Source organism: Rahnella sikkimica (genome assembly GCF_002951615.1).
GTDB classification, from domain to species: Bacteria; Pseudomonadota; Gammaproteobacteria; order Enterobacterales; family Enterobacteriaceae; genus Rahnella; species Rahnella sikkimica.
Genome location: NZ_CP019062.1, coordinates 1,645,724 through 1,660,067 on the forward strand (window position 1 = coordinate 1,645,724; position 14,344 = coordinate 1,660,067).

At 56.9% G+C, this 14,344-nt stretch carries 13 protein-coding genes; 4 read left to right on the plus strand and 9 right to left on the minus strand.

Going from position 1 to position 14,344, the window contains the following annotated elements; genetic code table 11:
• Window positions 1-5 precede the first annotated feature (5 nt).
• From lsrD to lsrA, 3 genes are read right to left on the minus strand one after another with little or no spacing between them, the layout of a single operon-like run.
• Window positions 6-1,028 carry an autoinducer 2 ABC transporter permease LsrD gene (gene lsrD / locus BV494_RS07345; RefSeq protein ID WP_104922271.1) on the minus strand — a complete coding sequence of 341 codons (1,023 nt, stop codon included), beginning with the start codon at window positions 1,026-1,028 and terminating at the stop codon, window positions 6-8.
• Complete coding sequence (gene lsrC / locus BV494_RS07350) at window positions 1,028-2,104, minus strand: autoinducer 2 ABC transporter permease LsrC (RefSeq protein ID WP_104922272.1); 1,077 nt, start codon at window positions 2,102-2,104, stop codon at window positions 1,028-1,030. The genes lsrD and lsrC overlap by 1 nt, the downstream gene beginning before the upstream one ends.
• On the minus strand, window positions 2,098-3,675 hold the full coding sequence (gene lsrA / locus BV494_RS07355) for an autoinducer 2 ABC transporter ATP-binding protein LsrA (protein WP_104922273.1): 1,578 nt from the start codon (window positions 3,673-3,675) through the stop codon (window positions 2,098-2,100). The genes lsrC and lsrA overlap by 7 nt, the downstream gene beginning before the upstream one ends.
• Window positions 3,676-3,906: 231 nt before the next feature.
• Here lsrA and lsrR point away from each other — a divergent pair, with 231 nt between their 5' ends.
• Window positions 3,907-4,881 (plus strand): transcriptional regulator LsrR, encoded by a 975-nt coding sequence (lsrR, locus tag BV494_RS07360; RefSeq protein ID WP_104922274.1) that lies wholly within the window; start codon window positions 3,907-3,909, stop codon window positions 4,879-4,881.
• A gap of 70 nt (window positions 4,882-4,951) precedes the next feature.
• On the plus strand, window positions 4,952-6,544 hold the full coding sequence (lsrK, locus tag BV494_RS07365; RefSeq protein WP_192938153.1) for an autoinducer-2 kinase: 1,593 nt from the start codon (window positions 4,952-4,954) through the stop codon (window positions 6,542-6,544).
• Between the two features lie 342 nt (window positions 6,545-6,886).
• Here lsrK and BV494_RS07370 read toward each other — a convergent pair whose 3' ends face one another.
• Window positions 6,887-7,132 carry a hypothetical protein gene (locus BV494_RS07370; protein WP_104922275.1) on the minus strand — a complete coding sequence of 82 codons (246 nt, stop codon included), beginning with the start codon at window positions 7,130-7,132 and terminating at the stop codon, window positions 6,887-6,889.
• A gap of 185 nt (window positions 7,133-7,317) precedes the next feature.
• Here BV494_RS07370 and BV494_RS07375 point away from each other — a divergent pair, with 185 nt between their 5' ends.
• Together BV494_RS07375 and BV494_RS07380 are read left to right on the plus strand one after the other, a co-directional pair.
• Complete coding sequence (locus BV494_RS07375; protein WP_104922276.1) at window positions 7,318-7,719, plus strand: CidA/LrgA family protein; 402 nt, start codon at window positions 7,318-7,320, stop codon at window positions 7,717-7,719.
• Entirely contained in the window at window positions 7,716-8,411 is a 696-nt protein-coding gene (locus BV494_RS07380) for a CidB/LrgB family autolysis modulator (protein ID WP_104922277.1), read from the plus strand. Before BV494_RS07375 ends, BV494_RS07380 begins: the two co-directional genes overlap by 4 nt.
• 300 nt (window positions 8,412-8,711) lie before the next feature.
• On the opposite strand, the gene flgL is transcribed toward BV494_RS07380, so the two are convergent.
• The 5 genes from flgL to BV494_RS07410 form a co-directional block, all read right to left on the minus strand.
• Complete coding sequence (flgL, locus tag BV494_RS07390; RefSeq protein ID WP_104922279.1) at window positions 8,712-9,674, minus strand: flagellar hook-associated protein FlgL; 963 nt, start codon at window positions 9,672-9,674, stop codon at window positions 8,712-8,714.
• A 27-nt stretch (window positions 9,675-9,701) separates the two neighbouring features.
• Window positions 9,702-11,354, minus strand: a complete 1,653-nt coding sequence (gene flgK, locus BV494_RS07395) for a flagellar hook-associated protein FlgK (protein ID WP_104922280.1) — start codon at window positions 11,352-11,354, stop codon at window positions 9,702-9,704.
• Window positions 11,355-11,494: 140 nt separating this feature from the next.
• The gene (flgJ, locus tag BV494_RS07400) at window positions 11,495-12,463 is read right to left on the minus strand and encodes a flagellar assembly peptidoglycan hydrolase FlgJ (protein ID WP_104922281.1); all 969 of its coding nucleotides are present in this window, start codon (window positions 12,461-12,463) and stop codon (window positions 11,495-11,497) included.
• Window positions 12,463-13,569 carry a flagellar basal body P-ring protein FlgI gene (locus BV494_RS07405; RefSeq protein WP_104922282.1) on the minus strand — a complete coding sequence of 369 codons (1,107 nt, stop codon included), beginning with the start codon at window positions 13,567-13,569 and terminating at the stop codon, window positions 12,463-12,465. The genes flgJ and BV494_RS07405 overlap by 1 nt, the downstream gene beginning before the upstream one ends.
• A 10-nt stretch (window positions 13,570-13,579) precedes the next feature.
• Window positions 13,580-14,284, minus strand: coding sequence for a flagellar basal body L-ring protein FlgH (locus BV494_RS07410; RefSeq protein WP_104924739.1), 705 nt, complete (start codon window positions 14,282-14,284; stop codon window positions 13,580-13,582).
• Window positions 14,285-14,344: the final 60 nt, after the last annotated feature.

Here is a 14,344-nt window from a genome sequence, read left to right on the forward strand (position 1 = left end):
CCGGTTCATTTGGTGAATAAAGAAGGAGAAGACGCAGACCCGCGCTGGCGATAACGCTGGAAAACACTGCGGATAAGACCACGGTTGAGGCTGGCAGAACGGCCAATCACCACCAGAATCAGCAGCGCACCGGAAAGCGCGCTGGACACCTGACTGGATACTCCGACCATCTGCAAACCCTGTTGTAAGTACCCGATCAGCAGCGTCGCCAGCGCCGTACCGAGAATGGAACCTGAACCGCCGTAAATATTGGCTCCGCCTAACACCACGGCGGTGATCGCGGGCATCAGCAAGGAGACGCCGAGATCAGAACGCGCGGAACCGAAGTAGGACGTCATGGTGATCGCCACCACCGCCGACGCCAGCCCGGTCATGCCGTATAATGCAAACGCCGTGCGGCTGACCGGCAACGCGCCGTAACGCGCCACGCGGGCATTCTGGCCGATCAGAAAGACGTTGCGGCCGGTGCGGCTGCGGTGCATCAGCAGCCAGAAAAACAGCGTGGCGAGCAGAAAAATCAGCAGAGGCATCGGCAGGCCGAAAATCACCTGATTCGCGAAATTCGTAAATGCATCCGGGAAGTTACCGATGCCTTCAAAACCGGTCGCGCCCGCCAGCCCGGATAGCAGCAAGGCGCTGCCGCCAAACAGGTACAACGTGCCTAGGGTGATCACCAGCGGATTGACGCCGGTATAGAGTATGAGTGCCGCATTGAGCAGGCCGCAGGCCAGACCGAGCGCCAGCGTCAGGATGATGGCGAACGCCAGCGGAACCCCCGCCTGACACAACACGCCCAGCGCGATGGCGCACAATCCGATGGTCGAACCGAACGAAATATCAATGCCACCGCTGACAATCACCAGCGTTAACGGCAGCGCCACAATGCCGATGGTGATGAAGTCGCTGGTGCTGAACAGCAGCGTACTGGCATCCAGCATGCGCGGGTTTGCGAAGCCAAAAAGCGCAATTTCAAAGATCAGCAGCGCCAGCAATGCCGCTTCCCAGCCGTAGTGGCGTAAGAAATTCATCACATCACCCCGCTTTTTTTGCCGGTGCTTAACCGGCGTGTGAGATGTTTCGGCTGCGGGTTTTTATGTCCGGCAGATGTTTTCTGAACCGGCGGGCTGGCGGCGAGAAAACGGGCATATTTCTGGCGGCGCAGGTTTTTCTGCAACGCCTGCCGCAACCGTCCGTCGAGTACCAGAACGCCGAGCAATACCAGTCCGGCGATGAAGTCGTTCCACCACGCAGGCAGACGCAGCAACACCAGCACGCTGTCGATTTGCGTCAGGAAATACGCGCCCAGCACCGCGCCGAGCAGTGAACCGGTGCCGCCGAGCAGGCTGATCCCGCCCAGCACGCAGGCCGCGATGGCTTTCATTTCCAGCCCGCTGCCGGTCTGGTTAGGCACGAAACCGATTTGTGAGGCGAAAACAATTCCGGCGATGGCAGCCATCACGCCGTTGATGCCGAACGCGAGAATACGCACCCGGTTCACCGCCACACCGAGCTGGCGTGCGCCCTGTAAGTTATCGCCGACCACATAAAAGCTGCGACCAAACGCCGTCCGGCTGAGCACCCAGAACATCGCCACCAGCAGAACCATCACCAGCCAGCCGAGCGCGGAGACGTTAAGGAGCACCGGAGCCGACAGGGATTTCAGCCCGGCGGGTAAGCCTTCAATCCATTTGCCGCCGGTCATCAGCAACATCAGGCCGCGGTATAAACCGAGCGTCCCCAGCGTGGCGACAATCGCCGGAATGCGCAGCCAGGCGACCAGCACACCGTTGAACAATCCCGCCAGCAAACCGGTGCCGAGTGTCAGCAAGCAAGCCAGCGTCAGGTCAGCGCCGCTGTTGAGCAAAACGCCGAGCGTCACCGCGCAAAGGCCGGTGATGGACCCGACCGACACGTCTATGTTGCGCGTCAGCATAACCAGCGTCGCGCCCATCGCCAGCAGCATCAGGATCTGCGCGCTGCCGAAAATCATGCTCAGCGTCTGGAAGCTGAAGGACTCGCTGTCCATCACGCCGAGCAGCGCAAACAGCGCGATAATTGCCATCAGTGCGGTCAGTTCGCGGTTGTTTTGGATCCGCTTCAGCATGAGGTTCCTCCGGGGGTGGCCGTCTGGGGATGATTACCAAAGGCAATGTGCATGATGTTGTGGACGTTGATTTCACTGCCCTGCAATTCGCCACTCATTTCGCCCTGATGCATGACGAAAACGCGGTCGGCCAGCCCTTCAATTTCGTCCAGATCCGATGAAATCAGAATGACCGCGACGTTCTGTTCCACGACGTTTCGCAGCAGCTGATAGATGTCGGCGCGGGCGGCAACGTCTACGCCGCGCGTCGGTTCATCGACAATCAGCACCGCCGGTTGCGCTTCCAGACATTTGGCAATGAGCAGTTTTTGCTGATTCCCGCCGGAGAGCGTGCGCGCCGTTTGTGCGCCGTCGCGGTATCTGATGCCCAGCGCGCGGTGATAACGCTCCAGTACCGCCGCCTCACGTTTGATATTCAGCCACCAGCTTTGCCGGTTAAACGTCAGCGACGTGGTGTTCCAGCTCAGCGGCGCATCGAGGTATAAACCGGACGCCTGCCGGTCTTCCGGCAGATAGACCAGCCCCTTTTTCAGGCGTTGTACGGTGTTCAGCCCGCTGATGTCTTGCTGCATCAGAAGTACCTGACCACGTTGGGCATCACGCAGGCCGTACAGCGTTTCCGCCAGTTCGGTCCGCCCTGCGCCCACAACGCCTGCCAGCCCGACGATTTCCCCGGCGCGGGCGCTAAATGAAATATTGATAAACCCTTCACCGGTGAGATTGAGCACCTGTAAAACCGGCTCGTGCCCCACCCTGTTTCCTGCCGACGCGTGGCGACGCGGTCCGGGTAAATCCAGCCACAGTTTTTGTTCTGCCGGTAAGGCGGCGTCCTGCGTGTGCGGCGTGATGGCACGAATTAAGGCGTCGTTATCCAGCTCTGCGAGCGTTCCGCTCAGGGCAATTTTGCCGTCGCGCATGACGCTGACGCGGTCGCTGATGGCGCGGATTTCAGGCAGTTTGTGCGAGATAAACACCACGCCCACGCCACCCGCCGTCAGTTGGCGAACCTGAGTGAATAAGCGGGCGGATTCCGCCGGTGTCAGCGAGGCCGTCGGTTCATCGAGGATCAGCAGACGGGCGTCTCGCATCAGCCCGCGCAGGATTTCCACCAGTTGCTGGTCTGCCACTTCCAAGGTGCCTGCCAGCGCGCCGAGCGGCAGATTGCAGCCCAGCTCCGTCAGCGTTTGTTGCAGCTTTTTCTCGCTGTTCTGGTGCGCCGGTAAACGGAAGAGGATGTTTTCGCGCACGGTCAGGCTGGGAAATAGCATCGGTTCCTGCGGCACCAGATAAATTCCGGCCTGATGCGCTTTTGCGGGCGAGCGTGCCAGCAGCGGTTCACCGTTTAAACGCATCGTGCCGCAGTCCGCGGTTTCAACACCGGCAATGATTTTCATCAGCGTGGATTTCCCCGCGCCATTGCCGCCGAGCAGCGCATGAACTTCACCGCGTTGCAGGCTGAAATCGATATCTTTCAGCACCGCCACGCCGGAAAAGCTTTTACTGACACCGCTCACTTCCAGCAGTGGCGCGGCAGATATCGGGGAATGTGCTGAATGCTCACTGTGTGGCATACATCAACCTCAGGCTAGATACATTTATTGAACAAATGTATTTATCATTTAACATTGTTCATAAACCTAGTCTGACGCGCTGAGGAAAACTTTTGCGCGGATCACAGTTTGTTCAACTCATAGATTCTGCGATATGATTCAGCCAGAATTCATTTTAAATTTGCCTGACACATCACAGTTAACAACATTCCGTTAACGAACAATTGATCTACATTTTGATAAGTGTTCACTATGAATGATAAGACAACGCTTTCTGATCTGACTAACCATCCGGAATTCAGCATGGGCGAAGAGGAACTGCTGGCGCGCACCGCCTGGTTCTATTACCACGACGGTCTGACCCAGAATGAGATTGGTGAACGACTTGGCCTGACGCGGCTGAAAGTGTCGCGTCTGCTGGAAAAAGGCCGGCAATCCGGGGTGATCCGCGTACAAATCAACTCGCGTTTTGAGGGGTGTCTGGCGCTGGAAAACACCCTGCTCGAACGTTTTGGTTTGCAGCAGATCCGCGTTTTGCCGCAGCTTGCAGACGGTTCGCTGAGCGCCCGTCTGGGTGTCGGCGCGGCGCATATGCTGATGACATTGCTGAAACCCCAACAACTGCTGGCGGTCGGATTTGGCGAAACGGCCATGAGCACGCTGCAACATCTGAGCGGCTTTATCGCCTCGCAGCAGATCAGGATGGTCACGCTTTCCGGCGGTGTCGGGCCGTATATGACCGGCATCGGACAGCTCGACGCGGCCTGCGGCGTCAGCATTATTCCCGCGCCGCTGCGTGCCTCATCGGCCAGCGTGGCAGCGATTTTCCGGCAGGAACGCAATGTTCATGACGTGATGCTGGCGGCCTGCGCGGCGGATATCGCGGTGGTCGGCATCGGTTCGCTGAACCAGAAACAGGAAGCGACGATCTTGCGCTCCGGTTATATCAGCGAAGGCGAGCAGTTGCTGTTTGGCCGCAAAGGCGCGGTCGGCGACATCCTCGGCTTCTTTATGCAGCGAAACGGCGAACTGGCGGAAAACATGGCGATCCACGATGAACTGATCGCCGTCGCGCCCGCCGATCTGGCCAGTATTCCGACCGTTTTAGGCGTGGCAGGCGGCGTCGAGAAAGCCGAAGCCATCGTCGCGGCGCTGAAAGGCAAACGAATTAACGCACTGGTTACTGAAGAGAGCACAGCAAGAGCCATGCTGGCGTTGCTCGGCTGACCCGCAGGGAGTGAGGGGTGTGGCGGTCAGGTAAACGGTGCCCGATAAACTGGCACGAGAGAACGTAGCGATGACCTCTACCCTGAACTCTGACGACGATCGTAGCTATTTAATGGCGCTGGATGCTGGTACCGGCAGTATCCGTGCGGTGATTTTCAATCTCGAAGGCGAACAGATTGCCGCCGGACAGGCCGAGTGGATCCATCTGGCACTGCCGGATGTGCCCGGTTCAATGGAGTTTGATCTGCACAAAAACTGGCAACTGGCCTGCCAGTGTATCCGCCAGGCGCTGCACGAAGCGCATCTCCCCGCCTCCGCCATCCGCGCCGTCGCCGCCTGTTCGATGCGCGAAGGGATTGTGCTCTACGATAAATCCGGCGAACCGGTCTGGGCCTGCGCCAACGTCGATGCCCGCGCCAGCCGTGAAGTTTCCGAGCTAAAAGAAATTCACGATTTCGAATTTGAACGCGAAGTGTATGAATGCTCCGGCCAGACGCTGGCACTCAGCGCCATGCCGCGCCTGCTGTGGCTGGCGCACCATCGGCCAGATATTTACCGTCAGGCCGCGACCGTCACCATGATCAGCGACTGGCTGGCGTATATGCTCAGCGGCGAGCTGGCGGTTGACCCGTCTAACGCCGGTACCACCGGCATGCTGGATTTGGCGACCCGCAACTGGCGGCCTGAGCTGTTAGACATGGCCGGTCTGCGCGCCGATATGCTTTCCCCGGTCGCCGAAACCGGCACGCGTCTGGGCTATGTGACTGCCAGCGCAGCGGAACTCAGCGGCCTGAAAGCCGGAACCCCCGTCGGCATGGGCGGCGGCGATGCCCAGCTCGGCACGCTCGGTTTGGGGCTGGTGCGCCCAGGTCAGACCGCCGTTTTAGGCGGCACTTTCTGGCAGCAGATTGTGAATTTACCGGAGCCGGTCACCGATCCGGAAATGAACATCCGCGTCAATCCGCACGTTATTCCCGGCATGGCCCAGGCCGAATCCATCAGTTTCTTTACCGGCCTGACGATGCGCTGGTTCCGCGATGCGTTCTGCACCGAGGAAAAAACCCTCGCCGGACGGCTGGGTGTGGATACTTACAGCCTGCTGGAAGACATGGCCGCCCGCGTGCCGGTGGGTTCGTGGGGCGTGACACCGGTCTTTTCCGATGCGATGCATTTTAAAAACTGGTATCACGCCGCGCCGTCGTTTATCAATCTGTCCATCGACCCGGAAAAGTGCAATAAACCGACGCTGTTCCGCGCGCTGGAAGAAAACGCCGCGATCGTCTCGGCCTGTAATCTGGATATGATCGCCCGTTTTTCCGGCGTGCGCGCAAAATCGCTGGTGTTCTCCGGCGGCGGTTCAAAAGGAAAACTGTGGTGTCAGATTCTGAGTGACGTTACGGGTGTGCCGGTCAACGTGCCGGTCGTGAAAGAAGCCACCGCGTTAGGCTGTGCGATTGCGGCAGGTGTCGCGGCAGGCGTTTATGCCTCGCTGGCCGAAACCGGAGAAGCGCTGGTGCGCTGGGAACGGGAATATCAGCCGGACGTGGCGAATCACGCGAAGTATCTGGTGCAGAAAGCCAACTGGCAGGAAGTGTACGCGGATCAGCTGAGGCTGGTGGACAGGCAACTGACGACGTCGATGTGGAAAGCACCCGGATTGTGATACCGGAGGGTGGGTTGCCACACAAACAGGCTTAAAAACAAATTCAACACCTTGGGCTCGCCGCCCAAACTGGCCCAAAGGGCGCGTTAACGCGCGCGCCCTCTGGACACCCGCGCTTTTTAACTGCGCGCTGCCGCTTGTAAAGTATGTTTCAGCAACTCCGGCTATTGCCGCAAACACCGCCGCTGCGCGGTACTTTCGCTTCGGGTTCGAACCTGCTCGAAAAAAACCTCTCGCTGTTTCTCACCACTCTCTCAACGTCGTTTTGAAAGCGGCCAAAGGCTATGTAATTCGGAAGATAGATGCAGGCTGATTTTGAATTGAAAAAGCCTCCAGCCGCTTTCAGAAAGCTTGCTGAATGAGTGTTTCGAGACCGAAAGGCTCGAATACCGAAATGAAGGTACCGCGCAGCGGCAAGTTTTCGCGGCAATAGCAGGAGTTGCTGAAATATAGCCAGCGAGCGATAGCGCGGGTTGTAAAAAGACGTGGAGATTCCAAAGAGGCCCCGTCCTGGGCCTCTTTGGTCGGTTTCGGCGCGAGCCGCTGAGCAATCACTGCAATTGAAAAACCGAAAATTTCTCGGTCCATTTAATAAATTCGCTCGACTTTAAACTGCGGGCTTCGGGCTTCCAGCCCAAAAATCAAACACGTTTTCCTCGTTTCTTAAACGCCCAGATCGCATACACTTCATTCCTAAATTTCATACTGAGTTATGTGGCGCAGATCACATCTTAATTGTATGATGAATACATCATTCAAGCGGGCAAATCACTATGAACAACGTATTGTCACTGGCATTTAACTATATCCGGGCATTTATCCTGATATACCTGTGCCTGTTCGCCGGAAACGCGATTTCATCTCTTTTACCGATCACTATCCCCGGCAGCATCATCGGGATGCTGATCCTGTTCGGGCTGCTTTCCACGCAAATTTTGCCGTTTAAGTGGGTCAAACCGGGCTGCAATGTTCTGATCCGCTATATGGCGTTGCTGTTCGTGCCCATCGGCGTCGGGGTAATGAATTACTACGAGCAGTTACGCACGCAGTTCGGCCCGCTGGTGGTGTCTTGTCTGGTGAGTACGATTATTGTGTTGCTGGTCGTCGCCTATTGTTCCCACTATATCCACGGGGATCGCGGCACGGTGACTGACAAGGCGGAGAAGAAAAAATGATTGATATCCTGTGGTCACTTCCGCTGACGCTGCTGGTGTTTTTCGCCGCCCGCAAGCTGGCAATCAAACTCAAAATGCCGTTACTCAATCCGCTGCTGATGTCGATGGTGATTATCATCCCTCTGCTGCTGGTCACGAATATCCCTTACACCCGCTATTTCGCCGGCAGTAAGATCCTCAATGATTTGCTGCAACCCGCCGTCGTCGCGCTGGCGTTTCCGCTTTACGAGCAACTGCACCAGATCCGTGCCCGCTGGAAATCTATCATCAGTATCTGTTTTATCGGCAGCATCGTGGCGATGACCACCGGTACGGCGATTGCGTTATGGATGGGGGCAACGCCGGAAATTGCCGCGTCAGTGATGCCGAAATCCGTCACCACGCCGATTGCGATGGCCACCGCACAATCCATTCACGGTATTCCGGCCATCAGCGCCGTGTGCGTGATTTTTGTCGGGATCCTGGGCGCAGTGTTTGGTCACAGTATTTTGAACGTGCTGAAGATCACCACCAAAGCCTCACGCGGTCTGGCGATGGGTACCGCATCACACGCACTGGGCACCGCCCGCTGCGCCGAAATGGATTATCAGGAAGGCGCATTCAGCTCACTGGCACTGGTGATTTGCGGGATTATCACCTCCCTCCTCGCCCCTTTCCTGTTCCCCGTCCTGCTCGCTCTTTTCGGACATTAATTTAGCAAACCGAACGTTCCTCGAAATAGTCCGGATTGGATCAAGGCGGCAACTGAACGAATCCCCGGGAGCATACAATAAGTATGTGACCGGGGTGAGCGAAAGCGCCAACGATGAGCCAGTTCGGAATATGAAGAGGAAAAAGCGTATGTCACTTCAACCTTAGAAAAAGTGACATACAAAGCTGAACGTACCCGGTTTAAGTACAGTCAGAAAAAGGCCTGCGTATCTGCGTTAGCCGCAGACGGCAGTCGATAACGAAGAGAGTTAACGGGCGCGTCAGGCGACGCGCCGGAAGTCTTAGGAATTCATCTGGAACAGGGACATGCCCTGCATAGCGCTGTAGGTTTTGTAAGAGGCCTGGAGCGCAACCTGTTGCAGCGTGTACGTCGAGATAGCGGACGTCCAGTCAGTATCCACCAGGTTACTCAGTTTGGTCGAGTTTGCCACTTCGCGGTTATCACCGAGCGTATCCAGATTATCCAGTTCGCTCATCTGGGTACCCAGCTCTGAACGCACAGACAGCACGTTGTTGAGTGAGTTGTTCAGGCCACGGTTGGCTTTATCAATCGCATCTGAATATTCGGTATCTGAGGTGTAATCCGCTGAAGGTGTTTTCAGCGCGGTCAGCGCACCGTCGATGGTTTTGAAGATATCGGATTCACTGGCTGAGCCATCGGGTTCCGCTCGCGCGTCACCGGTTAATGAATCGAACACCTGATTGCCGGTGTGGCTGATGGTCATGGTACGGCTGGCATCCACCTGCTGGGTCAGCGCCGTCGTCCCACCGGAATAGGTCACGGCACCCGTTGTCGCATCTTGCGTGTACGGCGGCGTGTCACTTTTGTAACCGGCAAAAATGTAACGACCATTACCGTCGGTGCTGTTAGCCAGGTTCAGCAGCTGTGATTTCAGGCTTTGCAGTTTGGTCGCCAGAGAAGATCGGTCGTCGTCGCTCAGTGAACCGTCACCAGCCTGAACGATCAGCGTCTGCGCGTCCTGAATGGTCGATGTCACGCTGCTTAACGTGGATTCTTCCTGACTCATGCTCTGGTTGGCAAAAGTACGCGCAACAGAATACTGCGTGTTTTCTGCCTGTGCCTGACGCACTAATACAGCCTGTGAGGCAGCCAGCGGGTCATCCGAAGGCTTGCTGACTTTCGAACCGGTAGACAGCTGTAAGCCGGTCGCCTGGAAGCGGCTCTGCCCGTCTAACACTGCATTCATGTTCTGGTTGTAAATCATACTGGTACTAAGGCGCATGGCATCAGTTCCTTATCAGTTCAAAGATCAGCGAATGTTGATGATCGCGTCAAAGATGGTCGAAGCCGTCTGCACAACCTGTGCGTTCGCCAGATAATATTGCTGGTAACGTTGCAGATTGCCGTATTCCTCATCGAGGTTAACCCCGGAGATAGACTGCTGTTGCGTGGTCAGCTGCGTAACGATATTGGCCTGCGCCGTGCTGGTGGTGGTCAGCGTAGACACCTGGTTACCGACGTTACTCACCAGGCTGGCATACGCGCCCGTCAGGGTGGATTTACCTTCCACCAGTTTGGCTGTTTGCAGATTCAGCAATTTTTGGGCGTTGGTGTTATCGCTCACGCCGCTGTCCGCAGCACCTGCGGCGGCAATCAGGGAGGAATCACTGATGGCGACATTCAGGCTACCGGCAACGTTGCTCACCGTTTTGATGGTGATGCTGTCGTTGGTGGCTGGCGTGCCCGTGACGGACACGGATAAACCGTCAAAATCCATCGTCGGATTGCCGCTGCTGTCAGTTCCCGCGGTCGGGGTAATAGACGCCCCGTCAGAAACGCGGGTCACATTCCACGCGGTGCCGTTATAAGCCATCGTGTAGTCGCTGGCTTTTACGGCCGTCGTATCTTTGTAGGCGACACTCAGTTCCGCTGACCCGGTGTTTTTGGTATTCGCAACCGTGGTAGCCCCGGTGAACGAGAAGAAGTTTGTACCGGCGTCACCGTTGAGATCAAAACCCGCTTTGTTGGTGGTGTTGAAAGCATCAGCCATGGACAGCGCAAGCTGACCCAGCTGGTTGATGGCCGGTTCGAGGTTATCTTTGCGGAACGCCAGCGTGCCACCCAGTGACCCGGTGGTCAGACGGCTTTCCTGAAGTTGCATGACTGAGCCATCAGGCTGCGTCATACCAACGGTCAGTTTGGACGGATCCGCAGCCGACGCCATCGCCACAACGGTTTTCGCCGTCCCACCGCTCACCAGCGGCGTACCGTTGGCAAAGGAAACGTTGTAGGTGTCACCGTCCTGCTGCGTCACGGTCACACCGGTAATGTCATTAAGCTGGCTGACCAGTTGATCACGCTGATCGAGCAAGGCATTTGGTTCCTGCCCTGTGCTGCCGCGTGTGGCGGTGATCTGATTGTTCAGCTTGGCAATCTGTGAAGCAAAGGTGTTGATCTGGTCAACGTTCTGCGTCACCTGCTGGTTAACGGCGGTATTCATGTCGCTCAGGTATTTCGCTGAGCTGTTGAACTGCGCGGTTAAGCCCTGCGCTTCACCCAAAACAGCCTGACGCGCCGAGCTGTCGCTGGCATTGCTGGTCAGGGTTTGCAGGCCTTTGAAGAACGTTGCCATGGTGGCATCAATGCCGGTGGAGCTGTCACCGAGCAGGTCATCGATTGAACTGGCCTGATCAAGCTGCGTTGACAGTGCGCTGCCTGATGCACTGGCACCCAGCAATTGCTTCACGACAAAAGAGTTATATTCACGGTTCACGCCCGTCACCGTCACCCCATTACCCATGTACCCGACAGGCGTGGATGTCCCGTTGCTCTGGGCAATGATGGCAGTCTGGCGGTTATAACCGGCCACGCTGATGTTTGCGATGTTGTTCCCGGTGGTACTGAGCGCTGCCTGCGCCGCGTTCAGTCCGCTCATTGCGGTATTAATTAAGCTACTGGACATGAGTGACCTTTTGGCTGCCGGTGACTTTTTACCACCGTGTAATTAAGGGAACTGAATCGGGGCTTTCCCCTTTTCCCATTCTGATCGTGTTATCGGCCTTTACGGCTAAAACTTGAGAAAAAAATCACGGTTTTGCAGGGCTAAAAAATATCTTTTAAATCATGGCTGTATGCTTTCACAGCCTGCTCGCCTGCGCCTTTGATTTTTTGTATCACACTGACCAGTTTTTCGGCGTAATTCGGGTCCGTCGCGTAGCCCGCACGTTGCAGTGCATGTGCGGCCTGTTCAGGGGTATTGGCAGACGCCACCTGGGCATAACGCGGGTTGTTGGTGAGGAGTTTGATGTAATCGCTGATCGCTTCCACGTAGGAGCCGTAAACGCGGAAGCTGGCCTGGACTTTTTTCGCCACGCCGTTGGTGTATTCCGTGGTCGTGATGTTGGTGGTCGGGCCGTCCCAGCTGCTGCCCGCTTTGATGCCAAACAGGTTGTAACTGCGTTTGCCGTCGGCGGTGGGGATTTCGCGCTGTCCCCAGCCCGATTCCAGCGCGGCCTGCGCCACAATCAGCTGATGGGAAATACCGCTGTCTTTACTCGCCACCTGTGCCGGAATGCTCAGGCTGGAGACGAACTGCCCGCTGTCGACCGGCAACGGCGCGCCGCCGGTAGTGCGGTCTGGCGCGGTCGGAATGACTTTACGCAGATACTGTTCCATTGCCTGAATCGGCATAGTTTTCAGCACTTCGCCGTCCAGCGCCATCGGTGTGGTGCCCGCCAGTTCCGACGGCTGTTTGGTGCCGCCGGTCAGCTGTTCCACCATCATGTCGGCCATGCCCAACCCTTTGTCGGACATGTCCTGGGCAATTTGCTGATCGTACATCGATGTATAAAGTTTGGTGGACTGGTTATCCAGGATCCCGCCCTGCGGCAAAGCCTGACGCATACTTTTCAGCATCATCTGCACGAAGACGCCTTCGAACTGCTTGGCGACTTCTTTGATGTGGGCCTGCGGATCCTGCGAAACATCCCGCTTCAGTTTATTCAGGGAATTGGTGTCATACGCCGCACCCTGCGGGTCAAACGACCCTGACATCGACATCAGATCGCTCATCAGATAATTTCCAAATCAGCACGCAGGCATCCGGCTGTTTTCATGGCCTGCAAGATGGACATCAGATCGATAGGCGTCGCGCCTAACGCATTAAGTGTGCGCACGACGTTATTCAGGCTGGCGCTCGAACGCACCTGCTGAATCGACCCGCCGGACTGACGAACGGAAATATTGGTATTTGGCGTCACCACGGTCTGGCCGCCGCCAAATGGCGTATTCGGCTGGCTCACGTCGTTCTGGCGATCGACCACCACGGAGAGATTGCCCTGCGCCACGGCGCAGTTGTCCAGCGTGACGTCGCGGTTCATCACTACCGAACCGGTACGGGAGTTGATGATCACTTTCGCGTCCATCGGCCCGACGTTAACTTCGATGTTCTGAATCTGCGCCAGAATGCGCACCTGCGAGGTATTCCCGCGCGGTACGATCACCTGAATGTTGCGGGAATCCAGCGCCGACGCAGTGCCCAGCCCCTGACGGTTGATGGCATCGCTGACCTGCTGTGCCAGATTGAAATCTTCGTCATTCAGTTGCAGGCTGATTACGCCTTGCGTGCCGAACGTGCTCGGCAGTTCGCGTTCAATCGTCGCCCCGCCGGTGATACGCCCGCCGGAAACCTGGTTGACCGTGACGCTGCTGCCCCCGGCTGAAGCCCCGGCACCGCCGACCAGCACGTTACCTTGTGCCAGTGCGTAAACCTGGTTATCCACCCCTTTCATTGGCGTCATCAGCAAGGTTCCGCCGCGAATACTTTTGGCGTTACCCATCGAAGACACCACAACATCTATCGCCTGACCGGCACGGGAAAACGGCGGCATTTTGGCGGTGACCATCACGGCCGCCACGTTTTTCAGCTGCATGTTGGTACCCGCCGGAACGGTGATCCCCAACTGGGACAACATGTTGGTCAGCGTCTGAGTAGTAAACGGCGTCTGCGTGGTCTGGTCACCGGTTCCGTCGAGGCCGACGACTAAGCCGTAGCCGATCAGGGCGTTATCACGCACACCCTGTACTGTCGTTAAATCACGAATACGGTCGGCGGATGCGGGCAGTACCACCAGGGCGGAAGCCGCCAGACATAAGATACCGGAGAGAAGTTTTCGCATGATTGCCTCGTTATAACGGCGATAAGTTTAGGAAGAACCGCTGCAACCAGCCCATGTTCTGCGCTTCATTGATGTAGCCGTTGCCCACGTATTCGATGCGCGCATCCGCCACTTGCGTGGAGATAACGGCGTTGGAACCGCTGATGGTGCGTGGGTTGACCACACCGGAGAACCGGATAAATTCGGTTCCCTGATTAATTTCGATTTGTTTTTCACCGACCACTTTCAGGTTGCCGTTGGCCAGCACTTCGCCGACGGTCACGGTCAGCGTGCCGCTGAAGGTGTTGTTGGCCGCAGCACCGCCTTTACCGGCGAAGGTGTTGGCACCGGTCATATCAAGGTCGGCGCGCGCATTGCCGAACAGACCTTCCAGATAGCGTGGTGTGGTGGCTGCACCGAATGTCGTTGACCCGTTGCGGGTGGCATTCGCGGAGGAGCTTTTGCTCGCACTCACGTTTTCCTGCAAGACGATGGTCAGCGTATCGCCGATATTGCGCGGACGGCGGTCTTCAAACAGAGGCTGATAACCATAGTTCATCGGCTGAACGGACTGGAAAATCGAACCGTTGGGAACCGGCGGCGCGGCGGGTGCAGGCGAGGCAGACGTTGCGCCGGGTACCAGCGGGGTATGCGGCATATACGCGCAGCCATTCGCCAGTAACGTGACTAACAGCGGCAGCACCAGCTTGCCTGGTCGGTCTGTATAAGAAGTCATTACCGACGTTATTTTTTTGGTCACCACAGTTATCGCCTTAAAAAAATCGACCTGGTAGGG

What these genes read in the sequence shown, in the direction of transcription:
- lsrC (WP_104922272.1), bottom strand. Translation starts at nt 2,104, where the DNA reads ATGCTGAAGCGGATCCAAAACAACCGCGAACTGACCGCACTGATGGCA.
- BV494_RS07405 (WP_104922282.1), bottom strand. Translation starts at nt 13,569, where the DNA reads ATGCGAAAACTTCTCTCCGGTATCTTATGTCTGGCGGCTTCCGCCCTG.
- lsrD (WP_104922271.1), bottom strand. Translation starts at nt 1,028, where the DNA reads ATGAATTTCTTACGCCACTACGGCTGGGAAGCGGCATTGCTGGCGCTG.
- BV494_RS07410 (WP_104924739.1), bottom strand. Translation starts at nt 14,284, where the DNA reads ATGACTTCTTATACAGACCGACCAGGCAAGCTGGTGCTGCCGCTGTTA.
- BV494_RS07370 (WP_104922275.1), bottom strand. Translation starts at nt 7,132, where the DNA reads ATGGACCGAGAAATTTTCGGTTTTTCAATTGCAGTGATTGCTCAGCGG.
- flgL (WP_104922279.1), bottom strand. Translation starts at nt 9,674, where the DNA reads ATGCGCCTTAGTACCAGTATGATTTACAACCAGAACATGAATGCAGTG.
- flgJ (WP_104922281.1), bottom strand. Translation starts at nt 12,463, where the DNA reads ATGAGCGATCTGATGTCGATGTCAGGGTCGTTTGACCCGCAGGGTGCG.
- lsrK (WP_192938153.1), top strand. Translation starts at nt 4,952, where the DNA reads ATGACCTCTACCCTGAACTCTGACGACGATCGTAGCTATTTAATGGCG.
- flgK (WP_104922280.1), bottom strand. Translation starts at nt 11,354, where the DNA reads ATGTCCAGTAGCTTAATTAATACCGCAATGAGCGGACTGAACGCGGCG.
- BV494_RS07375 (WP_104922276.1), top strand. Translation starts at nt 7,318, where the DNA reads ATGAACAACGTATTGTCACTGGCATTTAACTATATCCGGGCATTTATC.
- BV494_RS07380 (WP_104922277.1), top strand. Translation starts at nt 7,716, where the DNA reads ATGATTGATATCCTGTGGTCACTTCCGCTGACGCTGCTGGTGTTTTTC.
- lsrR (WP_104922274.1), top strand. Translation starts at nt 3,907, where the DNA reads ATGAATGATAAGACAACGCTTTCTGATCTGACTAACCATCCGGAATTC.
- lsrA (WP_104922273.1), bottom strand. Translation starts at nt 3,675, where the DNA reads ATGCCACACAGTGAGCATTCAGCACATTCCCCGATATCTGCCGCGCCA.